The organism is Ruegeria sp. YS9 (assembly GCF_024628725.1).
In the GTDB taxonomy this organism is placed as follows: Bacteria; Pseudomonadota; Alphaproteobacteria; order Rhodobacterales; family Rhodobacteraceae; genus Ruegeria; species Ruegeria atlantica_C.
Genome location: NZ_CP102409.1, coordinates 2,137,698 through 2,155,616 on the forward strand (window position 1 = coordinate 2,137,698; position 17,919 = coordinate 2,155,616).

Below are 17,919 nucleotides of genomic sequence, written 5' to 3' on the forward strand. Positions count from 1 at the left end.
TCTCCATACATGCTGGTTCTTCACAAGACATTGCGTCATTCTGGTTGCATCGCCCAACGCAGGATTCACCCATGTCTGATTACGTCATCCGCCCACTCACCGTTGACGAGGTGCAAAAGGCCGTCGATTGGGCCGGGCGCGAAGGGTGGAACCCGGGGTATCACGATGCTCGTTGCTTCCACGGCACGGATACCCGCGGGTTTCTCGGCGGGTTCCTGGATGGCGAGATGATCGCTTCCATTTCGGTCGTTCAGTATGATGACGCCTTTGCGTTCCTTGGGTTCTACATCGTTCGGCCCGAGTTTCGCGGATCGGGCCACGGGCTGAAAATCTGGCGGCACGCCTTGGAAAACTGCAATGCGGACAACATCGGTCTGGATGGTGTCGTCGAGCAGCAGGATAACTACCGCAAGTCCGGTTTTACCTTTGCCTATAACAACTACCGCTTTGGCGGGACAAAACGCGGGATTCTGGCCGCGCTCGGGGCGCAACCGGCTGCGCGGGTTGAGGAGTTGCACAGCCTCTCGGACGATCTAGCCGCCTATGACCGGCAGATGTTCCCTGCCCCGCGCGACATCTTCCTGCGCGATTGGCTGAGCGCGCCCAGCCACGCCTCGCGCGTGATTGCCGAGAATGGCGTAATCCGGGGCTATGCGACCCTGCGGCCCTGTCAAAGCGGATACAAGATCGGGCCGTTGTTTGCGGACGACGCCGAGATTGCGCAAGCCCTGCTGGCCTCGGTATTGGACGCCATCCCCGACGATCACGCCACGCATGACGTGTTCATCGACATGCCGCGGCCCAACGCCGCCGCCTTTGCGCTGGCGGATGCGCTGGGTCTTGAGAAGGTGTTTGAAACGGCCCGGATGTATTCCGACCACACGCCGGATATCGATCTGGATCGTGTCTTTGGCGTCACCACATTCGAACTGGGTTAAAACGCCTTGAACGTCATTGTGGTCAGCGAGCGTTCGATATTGGGAATCACCAGCAGGTGTTCGTTGATGAAATGGCCCACATCCTCGGTTTCGGGGATATAGAGCTTGAGCAGCAGGTCATATTCACCGCTGGTGGAATACAGTTCGGAGTGGATTTCGCGCAGGGCGATTTCCTCGGCGACCTTGTAGGTGGTGCCGGGCTTGCAGCGGATCTGGATGAAAACGCAGGTGGACATGGTTTGACCCTATCGGTTCGTGTTGTTGGCAAGCTGACACGGGGCCAAGCCGGGTGCAATCCCCTGCAACAGTTTGCAGCGATCGCAACGCATGGTCTGGAAAACCACGACCATCCCCGTCTATAAGCGCGCCTGTAGCAAAAGGAATTCGCCCATGCGCAGCGCAAAGATCAGCCGCCAGACTGCCGAAACCGAAATCTCGGTAGAGATCAATCTGGATGGCGCCGGTACATATGACAACCAGACCGGAGTTGGCTTCTTTGATCACATGCTGGATCAACTGGCGCGCCATTCCCTGATCGACATGACGATCCGCGCCAAGGGCGATTACCACATTGATGATCACCACACGGTCGAAGATACCGGCATCGCGCTGGGGCAGGCTTTGACGCAGGCCCTGGGCGACAAGAAAGGTATCCGGCGGTACGGAGAATGCCACCTGCCCATGGATGACGCTCAGGTGCGCTGTGCGCTGGACCTGTCGGGCCGCCCCTATCTGATCTGGAATGTGGACCTGCCGACGCAGAAGATCGGTGCATTCGACACAGAACTTGTGCGCGAGTTCTTTCAGGCGCTCAGCACCCATGGCGGCATCACGCTGCATATCGACCAGTTGCACGGTTTCAACAGCCACCACATCGCCGAGGCCGCATTCAAGGCCGTCGCGCGCGCGCTGCGTGACGCCGTCGAAACCGATCCGCGCAAGGCGGACGCGATTCCGTCGACCAAAGGCGCGTTGTAAATGCTGACCGCCATTATCGACTACGAAAGCGGCAACCTGCACTCGGCGGAAAAAGCGTTTCAGCGCATGGCGCAGGAGGTCGGCGCGGGCGAGGTTGTCGTCACCTCGGACGCGGATGTTGTGGCGCGCGCGGATCGCTTGGTTCTGCCCGGCGACGGGGCGTTTCCGGCATGCGCTGCCGAATTGCGTGGTCACAAGGGTATCTATGACGCGATGGTCGAGGCGGTCGAACAGAAAGGCCGCCCGTTTCTGGGCATCTGTGTGGGCATGCAGTTGATGGCAACCAAGGGCCATGAATACAGCGAAACGGATGGTCTGGACTGGATTGCCGGCGATGTCGTCAGAATCGAGCCGTCAGACACATCGCTGAAAGTGCCGCATATGGGCTGGAACGATCTTGTTCTGGACAGCGATCACCCGGTGTTCAACGGGGTGAAATCCGGCGATCACACCTATTTCGTGCATTCTTACCACTTCCGGGTATCCGACCCGGCACAGCGATTGGCTTATGTGGATTACGGGCAGGAGGTCACGGCCGTCATTGGCCGCGACACGATGGTTGGAATGCAGTTTCACCCCGAGAAAAGTCAGGACGTTGGCCTGCGCATGCTGGGAAACTTCCTGACCTGGAAACCCTGAACCCTACTGAACACGCGTCCAGGTTTGTCCGCGGCAGATCAGACCGCCCGCCACACACCCTTTGACGGTCAGTTTGTTCTGGCCGTCCAGCGACATTTTCGAGTTGTATGTCTTGTCCCGGTCCGGTGCCCAGATCTTGCCGCTGTCATAGCTTCCGCCACCCTCGGGCACCATGTCCCAGATGATCTGCTTGCCAAGGTTTTCATATTCCAGCTGCTCGTTGCCATCCGCATCAAACGCGCTGTCGATGGTTCCGCAGATCGCACTGCCGCATGCGGAAATCGTCACGTGCAGATAGCCGCCGGTATCACCCGGTGCGGTCTTCCACAGACCGTCGACGGGATCCGCAGCCATTGCGCTGGTCGCAAGAAGCATCAAACCCGCTGCAAAAGTAAATCTCTTCATGATTGTCTCCCTGTTTTGCGAGCAGTCTGACCCGGCAACCAGCTGCGGGCAAGAATGACCCAGCGTCGCGTTGCATCCCCTGCCCCGGCTGTGCGATATCCCGCGCGTGCAACACAGATATAGGGCCGCCCGACATGATCCTCTACCCCGCCATCGACCTCAAAGACGGCAATGCCGTGCGCCTGCTGCGTGGTGAAATGGACAAAGCCACCGTGTTCAACGAAGACCCCGCCGCGCAGGCGCGCGCTTTTGTCGAGGCCGGGTGCGAGTGGCTGCATCTGGTCGATCTGAACGGCGCCTTTGCAGGTGAGCCGGTCAACGCCGCCCCGGTCGAAGCGATTCTGAAAACCTGCGACGTGCCCGCGCAATTGGGCGGTGGCATCCGTGACATGGCCACCATCGAAACCTGGATCGAAAAGGGTCTGGCGCGGGTTATTCTGGGCACGGTCGCGGTCGAGAACCCCGATCTGGTGCGCGAAGCGGCCAAAGCCTTTCCCGGCAAGGTCGCCGTGGGCATCGACGCGCGCAACGGTCTGGTTGCCACCAAGGGTTGGGCCGAAGAAACCAATGTTCAGGTAACCGATCTGGCCCGCAGCTTCGAAGACGCGGGCGTGGCCGCGATCATCTACACCGACATCAACCGGGACGGCGCGATGCAGGGCCCCAATGTCGAGGCCACCGCAGAGCTTGCCAAAGCGGTTGAAATACCGGTCATCGCATCTGGCGGCGTTTCCTCGATCGCCGATCTGATCGCCCTGCGCGATTGTGGCGCAGCCCTGAACGGTGCCATTTCCGGACGTGCGCTTTATGATGGGGCGATTGATCTGAAAGAGGCTCTGACGACGCTCAGAGAATAGTTCAATGTTCCATTCGCCGGTAAAGCGTTCCGATCTGTCCGCGCAAAGCCTGCTGCACGAACGGTACAAAACCGGCGACTTTCTGGACTGCTTCAGCGTCGAATCCGATCTTCCACCGCGCCGGGCCGCGGAAATCATCACCGCGTTCCCCGGATGGGCGATGGCGTTGCTTCGGCTGCGCGGTCTGCTGGTAACACCCTTTGACCTCAGTACGACCGGCCCGGATGCTGACGACAAGTTGGGTATTTTCCCGGTTGAACATGATGACAGGACCGAGGTGATCGCAGGATTCAACGATCGCCACCTGGATTTCCGGGTTTCCGTCCTGTCGGAAAACGGTCGCATCTCGCTGGCCACGTGGGTCCGTCGCCATAACCTTGGCGGGCGCCTGTACCTTGCAGCGATCCTGCCGTTTCACATCCTGATCGCGCGAAACGCGCTTGCGCGTGTGAAAAGCGCAAGCGCAGATCCAAAACGGTCTTAACCCGCGGCGGCAGCGGTCAACTTGGCGAGCGCACCGCGCATCTTCTCGATGACTGGTGACTTTTCGACGTCATCCAACTCGTCCATCGTTTCCTTGGGGTCTTCATAGGCCAACCAGACCTGACCGTTCTCATCCTCGTACGCCTGCACTTTGAGCGGCAGGAACAACCCTGCACGCGGATCGATCTGCATGGCCGGCGTGCCCAGCGCAGGATTGCCGAAAATCAGCACTTGATTGGCCGGGATGGGCGTACCGACCTTTTCCGCCCCGGCCGCGTGGTCGATGCGGGCGAAGACGGTGGCCCCTGCGTTGCCAACAGCCGCTTCCAGCGCATCCAGCGCTTCGGCTACGGATTTGTTCGTTTGAACTTTGATGATGTCGTCAGCCATGGCGGCCAAAGCCCCTCCGAACGAAAGAATTGAAGCAAGTATCAAGCTACGCATATCGGTTTTCCTTCTGTAATATTCACCCCAATTCTCACAGGTTTTGGAATTCTGACAATCACAAGTCTGGCATCAGCAAAGCCTTGCCTGAATTGGAGATGCTCATTTTACCCTTATTTTTGCGAACAATCCGACCAGAAGCCAAACATTTTACTGCGTTGAGCCATAATTCGGGCGGAATCCCCGCTTAATTCCTTCGTCAAACACAACAACCCGGGTGGTACACGTGAGTATTTCCAACCTAGACGTTCCCAACACGTCCAGATTCAGATCAGCAACCATTGCGATCTTCTGCGCGGCGATTTTCACGAGCGCCAGTCTGCTTTTCTTTGTCCAGCCGCTTTTTGCCAAGCTGGTTCTTCCCAAGATCGGCGGTGCGCCGGCGGTCTGGACGACCGCAATGCTGTTTTTTCAAGTGGTGCTGATACTCGGGTATGTTTATGCGCATCTGTTGACCAAATTTCTGCCCTTGCGCTGGCAGATCATCACCCATTTTGCATTCTGGGTCGCAGCGCTGACTTTCCTGCCGCTGTCCACCAGCGAAAGCTGGAGCTATGACGCCTCGACCTCGACCGCGCTGCAAACACTTGGCCTGTTCGCCGTAGGTGTGGGTGTACCTTTTGCGGTATTGTCGGCAAATGCGCCCCTGTTGCAGGCTTGGTACGCCAAGTCGGGCGGGCCTTCGGCGGATGATCCGTATTTCCTTTACAGCGCCAGTAATGTCGGATCTTTGCTGGCGTTGTTGGCTTTCCCCTTGGTTGCAGACCCATTTTTTGGCGCCGCTGAGATCAGCCGCGTTTGGCTGATCGGCTTCGTGCTGTTCGGGGCGCTCTTGCTGGGCAGTGGCATGATCGCCCTGCGGGGATCACGTCACACAGAGGCCTCGGTGCAAACAGCACTCAAGGCCAGTTTCCCCACCCTGCGGCAGATCGCTATCTGGGTGTTCGTCGCCTTCATCCCCTCTTCCTTGATGCTGTCCTTCACAACGCGGGTCAGCACGGACCTTGGTGCTCTCCCGCTGATCTGGGTCGTTCCGCTGGCGGTCTACATCCTGTCCTTCATCATTGCCTTCGCCAAATGGAAACACCTGACGCTTGACGCCTTGAACCTGCCCATGCTGGCGGCGCTGGCGGCGGGTGTCGTACTGGTGTCCAAAGTGGTCAGCGAACATGACGCGCCGGTGGTTATCCTGCTCTATGTCCCGGTGTTGTTCGTCATCGCTCTTTTTGCGCACCGCCTGCTTTACGACATGCGTCCGTCAGCCGAGCAGTTGACCGTGTTCTACATCGCCCTTTCGGTGGGCGGAGCGATTGGCGGGCTGTTCAACTCGATCGTTGCGCCAATTGCCTTCACACGTGAGTTGGAGGCGCCAATCACCATGATCCTGGCCGGAGGATTGTTCCTTGTCCGCGCGCCGGGATTTGCCCTTCGCCACGTCATCATGGGCATTGCGGCAAGTGTTTTCATCCTCGTCATCGCGGGTGCGACACGGGGCGTCGCGGCCCTGAGTGCGGACATCCCGCGCGCAGGCGCCCTGTTCGTGCTGATATTTGCGGTGCTGTACCTGTTCCGGGCACAGGCCATGCGTATCCCGGTGGTTCTTGCCGTCGTTCTGCTGCCTGCATTTGCAGTAAAGAACAATCCGGTGTTCGAAGATCGCAGCTTTTTCGGCGTGCATTCGGTGTATTCAAGTGAGGGCTACCGCGTCTACAAGAACGGCACCACGGTGCATGGCTGGCAACGCGAGTCCGAATATGGCACTCGGCCAACACCGCTGTCCTATTATCACCCCGAAGGACCAATGGCGCAGGTCATCACGTCGGACTTCGGCAAACAATCCAGCAGCATCGGAATTGTCGGTCTGGGAACAGGGGCGCTGGCCTGTTACCGGCAGCCTTCGCAAAACTGGGACTTCTTCGAGATCGACGCGACCGTTGACCAGATCGCACGCGACCCTTCGCTGTTCACCTATCTGTCGGAATGCACACCCGATTCCGAAACCCATCTGGGTGATGCCCGGATCGTTCTGAAACAAAAGCCATTTGCCTTCGACATCCTGGTCTTGGATGCTTACAGCTCGGACGCGATTCCGCTTCACCTGATCACACGCGAGGCGGTAGAGATGTACACGAGCCGCCTGACAGACGATGGGGTTCTGGTGTTCCACATCACGAACCGGTTCTACGATCTGGTCCAGCCTTTGGCCCGAATTGCCGACAGTTTGAACCTGACAGCTGCGCATCAAAGGCTGGCCGTGGGCGAAGAGCAGGTTGAAACCGGAGCCGCCACCAGCAGCGTTGTGATCCTGAGCCCGGACAAATCCCGAATTGAGAGTTTTGTGCAGGACGGAAACTGGCAAGTCGTTGAAACCGACGGTGCGCAGCCCTGGACCGATGACAAGGCAAACTTGCTCTCGGCGCTGAAACTGCTGAAGAACCGGGATCACTGAAGCTGGACACCCGCGCTGCCCATGGCCGGTGCGATCCGGGCCATGGGCGTCAAAACGTCTGTGGCATCAGCGGCGCTTTGTCGGTAAAGGTCCGGCAAAGAAGGACGATCAGATGCTGAAGACCCGGATCATTCCCTGCCTTGATGTTGCCGATGGCCGCGTGGTCAAAGGCGTGAATTTCGTCGGTCTGCGCGATGCCGGCGATCCCGTGGAATCGGCCAAGGCGTATGACGCCGCAGGCGCGGACGAGATCTGTTTTCTGGACATCCACGCCACCCACGAAAACCGCGGCACCATGTTCGACGTGGTACAGCGCACGGCCGAGCAGTGCTTTGTACCTCTGACAGTCGGCGGCGGCGTTCGGACCAAAGATGATGTACGCGCCCTGTTGCTGGCAGGGGCAGACAAGGTCAGCTTCAACTCGGCTGCCGTTGCCAATCCCGACGTGATCGCGGAATCGGCAGATCAATTCGGCAGCCAGTGCATCGTCTGCGCCATCGACGCCAAGACGGTCAGTCCCGGCAAGTGGGAGATTTTCACCCATGGCGGACGCAAGCCCACGGGCATTGACGCGGTAGAATTCGCAAAAACCGTTGTCGCCAAAGGCGCCGGAGAAATCCTGCTGACCTCGATGGATCGCGACGGCACCAAAGCTGGTTTCAACCTGCCCCTGACCCGTGCGATTTCCGATGCTGTGGACGTGCCCGTGATCGCAAGCGGCGGTGTCGGCAATCTGGACCATCTTGTCGAAGGCGTCACCGAAGGCGGCGCGAGTGCGGTGCTTGCTGCCTCGATCTTCCATTTCGGCGAATACACGATCCGCGAAGCCAAAGAGCATATGGCCGCCGCTGGCATTCCGATGAGGCTGACATGAGTATTCTACACGACCTTGCTGCCACGATCGAGGCACGTAAAGGGGCGGATCCCGATTCAAGCTGGACAGCCAAGCTGCTTGCAAAGGGTCCCGAGAAATGCGCCGAGAAATTTGGTGAAGAAGCCATCGAAGCCATCATCGAAGCCACGAAGGGCGATCAGGCCAAGCTGACCGCCGAAGCCGCAGACGTGCTGTACCACCTGCTGGTCATGCTGGCTGCGCGAGACGTGGCGCTGGAAGATGTCCTGGCCGAGCTTGCGCGCCGTCAGGGCATCAGCGGAATTGCCGAAAAAGCCGCCCGCCCCAAAGGGTAACGGCCGGGTTCCGCGCCGCCGCAACGGCCGCTATACTCGGGCGTCAGAATGACAGGCCGAGGGCGCGACATGATCCGAGTTTTGATGCTTGTGGCAACGCTTGCCACCGTTGCGGCATGTGCGGCGCCTCCCCCCTCGACCGGGGGTGAAGTACAACGCCTGACAGCCGAAATTCAGCGGCTTGGCCCGGATATCGATCCTGAAGAGGCCCGCCGGGCGGCGCAAGTCGCCTATTCCTATACCGCGCAGCTGGTGGACGAATACCAGATCACCGATCCGCCGCTGATCCACAATGCAAAGGTCAACAAGGGATTGCGCCCGCGTGGTCTGTGCTGGCATTGGGCCGAGGATATCGAGCGTCGCCTGAAACAGGAAAACTTCCAGACGCTGGAATTGCACCGCGCCATCGCCAACGCCGACAATCCGCTGAGGATCGACCACAGCACGGCGATTATCAGTCGCAAGGGAGAGTCGTTGTATGAGGGCGTCGTGCTGGACCCCTGGCGCTATGGCGGGGTGTTGTTCTGGGCACCACTTGTCGAGGATACCCGTTATGAGTGGGTGCCACGTGACGTCGTGCTGGAAAAACGACGAAAGGAACAGGTGGCCCGCCTGAAACCATATCAGCCAGCAACGCCCTAAAGCTTGGACGAGATGATCCCGGTGGAAAACCCGCCCATGCGCAGCTCGCCAAACAGGCGCTGATATTCGATCTTCGGACAGCGGTTCATCACCACGTCAACACCGCGGGCCTCGGCCTTGGCTGCCGCATCGGGGTGTTCAACCCCGATCTGCATCCAGATCGTGCCGAGCGTCGGGAATGCATCCAACGCTTCGTCCACAATGGGCGGCACGGATTCGGACCGCCGGAAGATGTCTACCATGTCCACGGGTTCGGATATTTCCGAAAGGCTGCCTCGTACCGTCTGGCCAAACAGGTCTTTCCCGGCATGGCCCGGATTGACCGGGATCACGTTGAACCCTTTCAACGAAAGGTAGCGGGCGACGTAATAGCTGGGTCGCACCGGGTTCATGGACACCCCGACAACGGCAACGGTCTTGGTGCGTTGCAGAATGGTTCTCAGGTGCTGATCGGAATAGTCTGACATGCCCTATCCTTAGCAGGGTTCCAAAAAGAAAAAAGCGCCCAAGAAGTCTTGGGCGCCAGTTGTTGGAACGAGGGACAGTGAAATGACCCGCGGCAGTTCCATTCCGCGGTCACTGTGACATTTAGGCATATATTTGGGAAAAAAAAGAGGAGCGGCGCATTTTTGTGATGACTCTTCACGATTGCCTGATTCCCGATCATTCCTGATAGAGGAGTGCCGGCCAGTTTTGTTCAGCCATCTCAATGTATTCTGCCTGATCCCGCTGCCAGACTTCTTCGATTTCGATCGAGTGCGTCAGGTACAGACGACCATCCACAACTTTCCAGGCCTTGGGGTCTGCACTCTTCAGAACGCCCATCGCCATCGCATATGAACAATACCCGCCGAACTGCGGCGCGAAAGCACGGGGGTTGCTTTCGAAAAGTTCGCGATTCTCCTGCGAGGTGAAATGCCACCGCGCTCCTTTCCACATCACGGAATTCTCGGGCATGCCCATGATGGGCGTAGAACTGTCGAAAAAGGATACGGCATCATACCCGGCCAACGCCACCCCTTCGGTGGTGTAGTACACGGGCCTTTCCTGCGCATACGTGGCAGGCGCCAGAAAAAAAGCGCACAGCGCGCCAAGTGTGGAACGTCGGGTCAGCATTGTCATGTCAGAATCTGAATTCATTGGGGTATGAAGATGCAATTTTTTGCTGCATGCGGAACCCCTGTTGACGTGGATGTGAACGCTCTTCACCCAAATTCGTTCAATCAAAGATATCTTCGATCACATCCAAGGCTTCATCGAATACGCGCGAGAACATGCTCTTTTTCTTCTTTTTTCGCTTGGCCTTCCGCGGAGGGGTGTGAGAAACCGCAGATCGCACCGTTTTGGAAGGCGCGGCCTTCCGCTTGGGCAGCATCTTCAGATCATGCAGAGGTGCGCCACAACTGGAACAGCTCAGCTCGTGCCGCTCCTTGCCCCTCAGGACCAACGCTGCCCGGGTCCCGCAATAGCAGCAGGTCGCGATTTTTGATGGACCGGGAATAGCGCTCTCCTTTTTTGTCAGGGCCGGGATGCATATAGGGCGATTGCCGCCGCATTTGAGACATTCAGCGATCCGAATCCCCCGGCTGCGTCAATTTTCACCAATTGATCCACGGTTTCCTTCGTCTTTTGGCGCAATCCCGGGCCTTCCGCCCCAAGAACAAGTGCGACGGGGCGGTCCCGACCGTCGCTCAGCGCGCCTTCGATCGTCACGTCTGCTTCTCCGTCCAGCCCAAGGACCAGAAATCCCATATTCTGTAGTTCAACAATTGTGTCGGCAAGGTTGCGCATCCGCAGGTAAGGTTGACGCTCCAGCGCGCCGCTGGCGGTTTTTGCCAGTGCCCCGGTCTCGGGCGCGGAATGGTGGCGCGTGCCAATCACGGCACTGGCACCCAGAACCTCGGCCGAACGCAGAATCGCACCGACATTGTGCGGGTCCGTGACGCGGTCCAGAAGAATGACGCGCGGGTTTTCCCGACCGATGCAGTTTTCGGCCAGACCGCCCCAGTCCAGTGGTTTCACCTCCAGCGCGGCCCCCTGGTGCACCGAGCCTGCATCAATGGGCGCCGTAAACTTGCGCGGATCAGCCATCTCGGGCTCGATACCAGAGAATTCAATCGCTTCCGCCAGTTTATCCCGCGCATTGCGCGTTACGATCAGGCGCAGTTTCTGCCGATTTGGGTTCATCAAGGCGTCGCGAACCGCATGCAGACCGAACAGCCAAACGGTTTCAGCAGCCGCGGCCTTGCGCGCCTGTTCCTTCTCAACGACCCATTTGGGTTTCTTCATTTTTCAGGCCTCCGGGCCAAGAGTTCGGTTTCCTGCGCCAAAGCGAAATTTTCCTGTTGACGCTCCTTTGGTGCGCTAGTAATCACGCCTCCACGTCAGGTGCAACGCCTGACAGTGGGCGACAGGCCGCAAGGTGTGGCAGGGGACTGTAACTCCCTCGCGGAGACGCACGCCTGGTTCGATTCCAGGGTCGCCCACCATCTTTCCAGCAGGTTTCAAAGATGGTCACAGCGCATTTTCAGCGCGTTCTCAATTGCACGTATTCGCGCAATGACGGCTGCAAAGACTCGTAAAAGTTGCGAAACCGGGCATCGCTCGCTAGTCTGTTCACGTAGTTGCGAGGGATTTGTTATGAGACTGCTTTTGGCGGCGCTTGCCGTTTGTGTCGCGGGCGCAGCGAATGCGCTGACCGTTACGTTCGATATTGATCTTGCGAACGACCAAACTGTTGGCCCCAATATAAATCAAGGCACAAGCCAAGGTTACACATTCAATTACGCGACGGTTTACAACTTCGGAAACTTCATAAACCTTCACGATGACAACGGGGTTCTTTCTACAACAATCAGGCCGGTTGATGGAAAAAGGTTCGCGGCGCATACCGTAGACTTGGTCGGGTGGTCCCTAGCATACACAACTGGATCCGGCCCCGCGCCTACTTTTGGGACTTCAGCTTATTACCAATGGCTGACAGGAGGCCCTGCCGCTTTTCCGACACTGACTTTTTCCGGGTTGAGGAATGGTGCGGTCGTGGCAAGCCAAACCTTCGCACCTATGGCGTTAAGCACAGTTGGCCTCAACGGCGCGTTCTCAGCAATTGATGCGTTGCAGATCACATTTAACAGCCCGGCACCGACCTGGGGCATTTATCCTACCACACCAAACACTGCTTGGTGTAGCCAATGGTGCGGTGAATTTCATGTGGACAATCTTGTTGTCGCACCGGTCCCCCTGCCCGCAAGCGGGCTGCTTTTGTTCGGGGCCGTTCTGGGCCTGTTCGGGTACCGCAGGCTTAAGGCTTCCTAGTTCCACCCAGCATCAAAAATCGGCGCTGATTGTTTGTCAGCGCCGTTTTTTGTTTCTTAACCAAGAGTTTGGAAGGTTCTATTCCGCCGCCGGGCGCAGTTCCGAGACCTTGTTGAACCACGCCTCGATTGCATCCAGATCCGCCGGCAGGGCTTCCGCCTCGCCATCCGCGAAGGTCTGGAATTTCTCTTCGTTCAAACCGTTCACGCCGACCAGAACCGGGATATCCATCGCCAGTGCTTCGCCGATCACGGGGCGGAACCCCCGTCCATCGGATTCATGCTTGCCGAACTTGTTGATGATCAGCAGCTGTGGCGCATCCTCAAGCGAGGCGGTCACATATCCCACCGCCTGTTCCAGCGCTGCGGGGTCCAGACGGCAGCCGCGTGACTGGGTGCCCAGCGACTGCGAAATGCGGATGGTTTCACCGTCGGGCAGCACGCGCAAGTCCATATCGCATTTGCTGCTGTCGGCACATTCCGTGTTCGTTTGCACGACACCGGCCAGTTTCGCGCCGGACGCCAGCAGACGTTCCGCAACGGCGCTCAGCAGGCGGTCTGTCGCGCCGCGATCGGTGGTGGTGACATAGGCCAGATGCATCTTGGACCTCTTGTAATTCGTTTGTGACGTTTCAAATAGCACGCAAGGCACCGCCCGGCCACTCCCTCGTTCACGGAAGCGGGGACAGGCCAATCACAGGAGCGTGCAGGTGAAGCATAACCGCATAGGCGGCAAGCGCGGCCAGCCACACCCCGGGACGTGGCCAGGGGCGCGGTGCGCGCAGTGAAAACCGCGCCGTGTTGCGGGACAAGCGGACCCATTCAAAGCCCATTTCCCGCGACTTGCGGCGGTCGACAAGGGCCATACCCATGGCCGCGAAACCGGCAAACAGGCCGAACAGAATCACATGTGACAGGCTGCCATTGGCCAGCAGATGTGCCACCGCCCACAGCATCAGCGCGGCAAGGATCGGGTGTCGGGTGGTGCGCAGGATACCGGGCCGCTCTGGGTCAAAGGGCCGATTGCCCAGCCCTCCGAAAGAGAACGGGTTCTGAATGATCAGCCCCGCGACAGCCAGCCAGCAGACCACCGGCATGATCAGAACCGGCGCCCAGCGCAAAACCGCGAATGGCGGGATGACCTCGACATAAGGAGCGTTTGCAGCGGCCATGATCAACCACGCCAGGACGGCCAGCGACAGAACCGAATAAGCGGTGAAATACCCCCGGCGTCCGAGTGTATCGATCAGCCGTCCGCGTATGGCGGGCCGAACGGGAATCGCGTGGCTGAGAAGGAAGGTGATGAGTGCTGCAAGGAATAGGACCCAACCGGTCATGGTGATCTCCGCGTTATTGGGATCGGTCTAGATCAGGATGGCGGTGGTATCCTTGTCCGAAATCAAGTCAAGCACAGGGGCGGGGGCACCGCCCCTGTGCTGTGTTACAACCCGAGCGCCGCGCGGCGTTCTTCGGCAAACCCCTGCACGATCCTGTCGGCAATCAGCGCCAGAATCGCCATCGCGGCCCCGGCCGAAATGCCAAGGCCCACATCCGCCTGACCCAGCGCCAGATAGATCGACTGGCCCAGACCGGTGGTGCCGATCAGGGCGGCGATCACCAGCATCGCAAAGGCATAGAGGATGGTCTGGTTCAGTCCCAGCAGGATCGTGGGCGCGGCATAAGGCGCGCGCACGTCGCGCATGATCTGCCACTCGGTCGCACCGCTTGAAATCGCGGCCTCCATCATCTCGTCCGGCGTGTTGACCAGCCCGTGCCGCGTGTAGCGGATCATGGGCACGATCGCATAGGCACAGATTGCCAGAAAGGCCGAGAACTCGCCGATCTGGAACACCATGAGGACCGGGATCAGGAACACGAACAGAGGGATTGTCTGCAACATGTCGCAGATCGGACGGACCACTTTCCAGACCGGTTCCCAGACCGCGCTGGCAAGGCCGATCAGGCCGCCGACCACGGCACAGGAAAACACCGCCGCACCGCTGAGGTAGAGCGACAAGAGCGCCCTCTCCCACAGGCCCGAAACGAGGATGGTGCAAAGCAGCCCCACGCACAGCGCCGCCAGGCGCCAGCCCCCCGCGACCCAGCCCAGAGCAGCGGCGCCGGTCAGGACAAAGGGCCACGGCAGGTTGGCAATGCCGGTTTCCAGCATCCCGATCAGGATCAGGACGATCAGACCTCCTGTCAGCCGGCCACGCCATGCCATCAACAGCGCGATCCCGGCACCTGCGGCGAACAGACCAAAGCTCATGCCCGGCGTCCACTGGAAACCCCAGGTAAAGGGCAGAACAGCCTGATCCAGACCGATCCGCAAAGGCAGCAGCACATAGAACAGTGAATTGTTCTTGAGCGCATCCAACCACGGGCCATTGGCCTGAGTGAACGCGGTCAGGCCGCTGTCCACGGCCTCGGCCATCGGATCCAGCAAGGTCAGTTCGGATGGGTTCGGCAGCCAGGCCCAGAAGGCGGCGGTGAAGACCACGGCGAAACCCAACATCGCCCAGACAACCCGGCTGTCATAACGTTTGCGCTCGGTCGCCAGGGTGCCGCTCATGCGATCTATGACGACGGCAAAGACCACGATGACCAGACCCGCCATCAGAGATTCCCCGAACTGCGCCTTGCGCATGGTCAGCAGGACCTCCCAGCCGATGTCGTTGAACCCACCGATGACGGCGGCGATGATCACCATCGACAGCGCCGCCATCAGGCACTGGTTCACGCCCACCATGATCTGCGTCGCAGCCGCCGGGATTTCCACCTGGAACAGTTGCTGAAACCGGGTGCCACCAGACATGATGGCGGCCTCTTTGATCTCGGGCTCGACCCGCTCCAACCCCAGCATCACATTGCGCGCCATGGGCGGCGCTGCATAGATGGCCGAGGCGATCAGACCGACGACGGGGCCAAAGCCAAAGAGCAACAACAGGGGCGTGAGATATGCGAAGGTCGGCACGGTCTGCATCACATCCAGAACGGCCTGAACGAAGGATTTCACCCGCGGCACCTCATTGGCGAGGATGCCGATGCCACCACCCAATATCAACGCCACCGGAACGGATACCGCGACCAAGGCCAGCGTGTTCATGCTCTCAGCCCAGTAGCCTGACGCCAACACAAAGCTGAGGCCCAAAAAGCCCAGCGCCGCCATGGGCAAGCCGCCCAGATACCAGCCCAGCGCGGTCACGATCCCGATCAGGATGGGCCATGGTGTGTTGCCAAGCACGAAATTCGCCCAGTTCATCGGATAGGTCATCATATCCGAGAACAACCGCATCGCTGGTTTGATCAGGTTCAGAAACCAGTCCAGAAACGCGCCCACCCATTGGGTTGCGGGCAATTCCCACGCGGCGGGCCATTTGACCAGCCATGGGGCGATGCCCTCCAGAGCAAGGCAGACCGCACCGACGACAACCGTGATCAGGGCGGCCTTGGCACCGGCCGTCAACTGCGCGCTGCGTTGCGTCGGAAAGTCAGTCAAGGCGGTCATGTTTCATCCACCTGAAGTGCGGCAGCCAGATCAGACGGGTGCACCGTGCCGACGACATTGCCATCGGCATCCCGCACCGGCACGGGTTCATACAACTCCATGCAATGGGCCAGGGCTGCGTCCAGTGTCATCGACGTGGTCAGGCCGGGATCATCCGGGCCACATTCTGCCTCGCTCCGCATGACCGAGGCGACCTTGGCATGCTGGCCCTTGGCGACATCCTTGGAAAACTCGCGCACATAGTCATCAACGGGTCGCAGGACGATATCCGTGGGCGTGCCGATCTGTACGATCTTGCCGTCCCGCATGATGGCGATGCGGTCAGCAAGCTTCAGCGCTTCCTGAATATCGTGAGTGATGAAGACGATCGACTTCTTCAGGGTCGCCTGTATGCGCAGGAATTCGTCCTGCAACTGGCGACGGATCAGCGGATCAAGCGCAGAAAACGGCTCGTCCAGAAACCAGATATCGGGGTTCACGGCCAAAGATCGCGCAATCCCCACGCGCTGACGCTGACCACCTGACAGTTGCCGGGGGAAGCTGTCTTCGCGCCCTTCCAGGCCGACCAGCGAGATCACTTCCTGCGCGCGGTCCAGCCGTTCCTTTTTGCCGACGCCCTGAACGCGCAGAGGATATGCGACATTTTCAGCAACGGTCATGTGGGGGAACAGGCCGAAATGCTGGAACACCATGCCCAGTTTTTTTCGGCGCAGCTCGGTCAGGGCCTTTTTCGAGGCGCCTATGACATTCTCGCCATCGACCCGAATTTCACCGCCGGTGCCGGGCAACAGTTGCGAGATACAGCGGATCAGAGTGGATTTACCCGAGCCCGACAGGCCCATGATGACGAACAACTCGCCTTCCTTGACCTCGAAATTGGCGTCCTGAACGGCGGGGATATACCCGCTTTCCCGCAGGTCGGCGGCGGCTTTTTCGGCGTCGTTCCCTGACCGAGACAGCGCGTCGGTCAGGGCTTTGTCAGCGCCGGGGCCAAAGACCTGCCAGAGATTCCGGCAGGCGATGGCTGGCATGTTCGCGTCAGTCACTTACGTGCGCTCACTGGATTGCTGCGTCTACGACCGGACGCCACTTGCCTTCGTTCTCGGCCATCCAGGCGGCGACGACTTCTTCGACCTTTCCGCCGTCAACATCGATCGCGCCCATCATCGGCTGCTGGTCTTCGACCGCCAGTTGATAGTTGGACAGGATTTCATAGGCGGCGGGCCATTTCTCTTCCATACCGCTCCAGCCGGCTTTGAAGATGCGCGATGGCGAAAAGTCGCAATCGTTCACCGCGTTCGGGTTCGGACCCCACGCCGGATCATTAAAGCATGCCTCTTCACCTGCGGGCAGTTCAACGAACTGCACGTCATAGGCAGACATCGCCCAGTGGGGCTGCCAGAATGTGATCAACAGTGGCGACTTGCGCTCGGTCGAAGCCCGAAGTTCGGCGATCAAGGCACCTTCGGAACCGGCGGGAACAGCCTTGAACGGCAGCTCAAGGCCCGCCATGCGATCCGCGCCAGGTGTGCCCCAGTCGGCCGGATAATCGACCAGACGGCCACCGGGCAGAGTTTCCGCCGTGGCGAACACCTGCGCGCAGTCTTTCAGCGCTTCCCACGCAGGCAAGCCAGGGCACAGATCAGCGACATGCGCCGGGTATGCGATACCTTCCTTGGCATCCAGGCCAAGATCGCCGATTTCGACAACAGTGCCTTCCTCGATCTTCTTGGCATATTCATCCGACACGTTGGACGACCAGATTTCCAGCGTCGCGTCGATGTCTCCATCGGCCAGAGCCTGAAACTGGTTCATCATGCCGGCGGTCACATACTCCACTTTGTAACCGGCTGCCTTGAGCATCTCACCCGCCACATGCGTGGTCACGTGCTGACCAGTCCATTCGTTGATCGCCAGTTTGATCGGCTCGTCCACGGCGCCCATGTCCGCCGCATGCGCCGCGCCAGCAACGGTTAGGGCCATAAGGCTTACACTCAGTTTTTTCATGGATTTTCTCCCTGTCTTATTTGTTTTGCCCACCCCGGCGAGGTTTTTCCCACCGGTATCTTTGTCT

22 protein-coding genes and 1 tRNA gene are annotated in these 17,919 nt (G+C 59.3%); 11 read left to right on the forward strand and 12 right to left on the reverse strand.

The features are described from left to right. The first annotated feature begins 71 nt into the window (after positions 1-71). A complete protein-coding gene (locus NOR97_RS10830; protein ID WP_257599097.1) occupies positions 72-938 on the forward strand; it encodes a GNAT family N-acetyltransferase in 867 nt (288 codons plus the stop codon). On the opposite strand, the gene NOR97_RS10835 is transcribed toward NOR97_RS10830, so the two are convergent. Then, entirely contained in the window at positions 935-1,174 is a 240-nt protein-coding gene (locus NOR97_RS10835; RefSeq protein WP_050602861.1) for an Lrp/AsnC family transcriptional regulator, read from the reverse strand. The genes NOR97_RS10830 and NOR97_RS10835 overlap by 4 nt on opposite strands. A 154-nt stretch (positions 1,175-1,328) precedes the next feature. Between NOR97_RS10835 and hisB the strand changes: the two genes are divergently transcribed. Next, a complete protein-coding gene (gene hisB / locus NOR97_RS10840) occupies positions 1,329-1,916 on the forward strand; it encodes an imidazoleglycerol-phosphate dehydratase HisB (RefSeq protein WP_170343694.1) in 588 nt (195 codons plus the stop codon). Next, positions 1,917-2,555, forward strand: coding sequence for an imidazole glycerol phosphate synthase subunit HisH (gene hisH, locus NOR97_RS10845; RefSeq protein ID WP_170343693.1), 639 nt, complete (start codon positions 1,917-1,919; stop codon positions 2,553-2,555). A gap of 3 nt (positions 2,556-2,558) precedes the next feature. Here the strand turns inward: hisH and NOR97_RS10850 are convergent, their stop codons facing one another. Then, positions 2,559-2,960, reverse strand: coding sequence for a DUF2147 domain-containing protein (locus tag NOR97_RS10850; protein ID WP_170343692.1), 402 nt, complete (start codon positions 2,958-2,960; stop codon positions 2,559-2,561). A 134-nt stretch (positions 2,961-3,094) separates the two neighbouring features. Between NOR97_RS10850 and hisA the strand changes: the two genes are divergently transcribed. After that, positions 3,095-3,817, forward strand: coding sequence for a 1-(5-phosphoribosyl)-5-[(5-phosphoribosylamino)methylideneamino]imidazole-4-carboxamide isomerase (gene hisA, locus NOR97_RS10855; RefSeq protein ID WP_170343691.1), 723 nt, complete (start codon positions 3,095-3,097; stop codon positions 3,815-3,817). Between the two features lie 4 nt (positions 3,818-3,821). After that, positions 3,822-4,301: a DUF2867 domain-containing protein gene (locus NOR97_RS10860; protein ID WP_257599098.1), complete on the forward strand. Its 480-nt coding sequence runs from the start codon at positions 3,822-3,824 to the stop codon at positions 4,299-4,301. Here the strand turns inward: NOR97_RS10860 and NOR97_RS10865 are convergent. Further along, a complete protein-coding gene (locus tag NOR97_RS10865) occupies positions 4,298-4,744 on the reverse strand; it encodes a DUF302 domain-containing protein (RefSeq protein WP_254439951.1) in 447 nt (148 codons plus the stop codon). The two genes, NOR97_RS10860 and NOR97_RS10865, sit on opposite strands and share 4 nt — an antisense overlap. A 226-nt stretch (positions 4,745-4,970) precedes the next feature. Between NOR97_RS10865 and NOR97_RS10870 the strand changes: the two genes are divergently transcribed. The 4 genes from NOR97_RS10870 (at position 4,971) to NOR97_RS10885 (ending at position 9,023) form a co-directional block, all read left to right on the forward strand. After that, positions 4,971-7,193, forward strand: coding sequence for a fused MFS/spermidine synthase (locus NOR97_RS10870; protein WP_257599099.1), 2,223 nt, complete (start codon positions 4,971-4,973; stop codon positions 7,191-7,193). Positions 7,194-7,305: 112 nt separating this feature from the next. Beyond that, positions 7,306-8,067 (forward strand): imidazole glycerol phosphate synthase subunit HisF, encoded by a 762-nt coding sequence (gene hisF / locus NOR97_RS10875; protein WP_117872606.1) that lies wholly within the window; start codon positions 7,306-7,308, stop codon positions 8,065-8,067. Then, positions 8,064-8,381 (forward strand): phosphoribosyl-ATP diphosphatase, encoded by a 318-nt coding sequence (locus NOR97_RS10880; protein ID WP_170343689.1) that lies wholly within the window; start codon positions 8,064-8,066, stop codon positions 8,379-8,381. The genes hisF and NOR97_RS10880 overlap by 4 nt, the downstream gene beginning before the upstream one ends. A gap of 69 nt (positions 8,382-8,450) precedes the next feature. Continuing rightward, complete coding sequence (locus NOR97_RS10885; RefSeq protein ID WP_257599100.1) at positions 8,451-9,023, forward strand: hypothetical protein; 573 nt, start codon at positions 8,451-8,453, stop codon at positions 9,021-9,023. Here the strand turns inward: NOR97_RS10885 and NOR97_RS10890 are convergent. From NOR97_RS10890 to rlmB, 4 genes are all read right to left on the reverse strand, one after another. Further along, positions 9,020-9,490 (reverse strand): CoA-binding protein, encoded by a 471-nt coding sequence (locus NOR97_RS10890; RefSeq protein ID WP_257599101.1) that lies wholly within the window; start codon positions 9,488-9,490, stop codon positions 9,020-9,022. The two genes, NOR97_RS10885 and NOR97_RS10890, sit on opposite strands and share 4 nt — an antisense overlap. Before the next feature lie 196 nt (positions 9,491-9,686). Then, complete coding sequence (locus NOR97_RS10895; protein ID WP_257599102.1) at positions 9,687-10,145, reverse strand: YHS domain-containing (seleno)protein; 459 nt, start codon at positions 10,143-10,145, stop codon at positions 9,687-9,689. Positions 10,146-10,242: 97 nt separating this feature from the next. Further along, entirely contained in the window at positions 10,243-10,524 is a 282-nt protein-coding gene (locus tag NOR97_RS21215) for a hypothetical protein (protein ID WP_257600867.1), read from the reverse strand. Positions 10,525-10,541: 17 nt separating this feature from the next. Next, a complete protein-coding gene (rlmB, locus tag NOR97_RS10905; protein ID WP_170343685.1) occupies positions 10,542-11,312 on the reverse strand; it encodes a 23S rRNA (guanosine(2251)-2'-O)-methyltransferase RlmB in 771 nt (256 codons plus the stop codon). A 116-nt stretch (positions 11,313-11,428) separates the two neighbouring features. On the opposite strand from rlmB, the gene NOR97_RS10910 reads away from it, so the two are divergent. Both NOR97_RS10910 and NOR97_RS10915 read left to right on the forward strand, forming a co-directional pair. Beyond that, positions 11,429-11,512, forward strand: a tRNA-Tyr gene (locus tag NOR97_RS10910). A 151-nt stretch (positions 11,513-11,663) separates the two neighbouring features. Beyond that, the gene (locus NOR97_RS10915; protein ID WP_257599103.1) at positions 11,664-12,338 is read left to right on the forward strand and encodes a hypothetical protein; all 675 of its coding nucleotides are present in this window, start codon (positions 11,664-11,666) and stop codon (positions 12,336-12,338) included. Between the two features lie 78 nt (positions 12,339-12,416). On the opposite strand, the gene NOR97_RS10920 is transcribed toward NOR97_RS10915, so the two are convergent. The 5 genes from NOR97_RS10920 to NOR97_RS10940 form a co-directional block, all read right to left on the reverse strand. Further along, positions 12,417-12,938 carry a DUF2478 domain-containing protein gene (locus NOR97_RS10920; RefSeq protein WP_257599104.1) on the reverse strand — a complete coding sequence of 174 codons (522 nt, stop codon included), beginning with the start codon at positions 12,936-12,938 and terminating at the stop codon, positions 12,417-12,419. Between the two features lie 70 nt (positions 12,939-13,008). Further along, the gene (locus tag NOR97_RS10925; protein WP_257599105.1) at positions 13,009-13,674 is read right to left on the reverse strand and encodes an NnrU family protein; all 666 of its coding nucleotides are present in this window, start codon (positions 13,672-13,674) and stop codon (positions 13,009-13,011) included. Between the two features lie 104 nt (positions 13,675-13,778). Then, positions 13,779-15,845, reverse strand: coding sequence for a proline/glycine betaine ABC transporter permease (locus NOR97_RS10930; protein ID WP_257599106.1), 2,067 nt, complete (start codon positions 15,843-15,845; stop codon positions 13,779-13,781). After that, positions 15,842-16,891 (reverse strand): glycine betaine/L-proline ABC transporter ATP-binding protein, encoded by a 1,050-nt coding sequence (locus tag NOR97_RS10935; RefSeq protein WP_257599107.1) that lies wholly within the window; start codon positions 16,889-16,891, stop codon positions 15,842-15,844. The genes NOR97_RS10930 and NOR97_RS10935 overlap by 4 nt, the downstream gene beginning before the upstream one ends. A 10-nt stretch (positions 16,892-16,901) precedes the next feature. After that, positions 16,902-17,852 carry an ABC transporter substrate-binding protein gene (locus tag NOR97_RS10940; RefSeq protein WP_170343679.1) on the reverse strand — a complete coding sequence of 317 codons (951 nt, stop codon included), beginning with the start codon at positions 17,850-17,852 and terminating at the stop codon, positions 16,902-16,904. Positions 17,853-17,919: the final 67 nt, after the last annotated feature.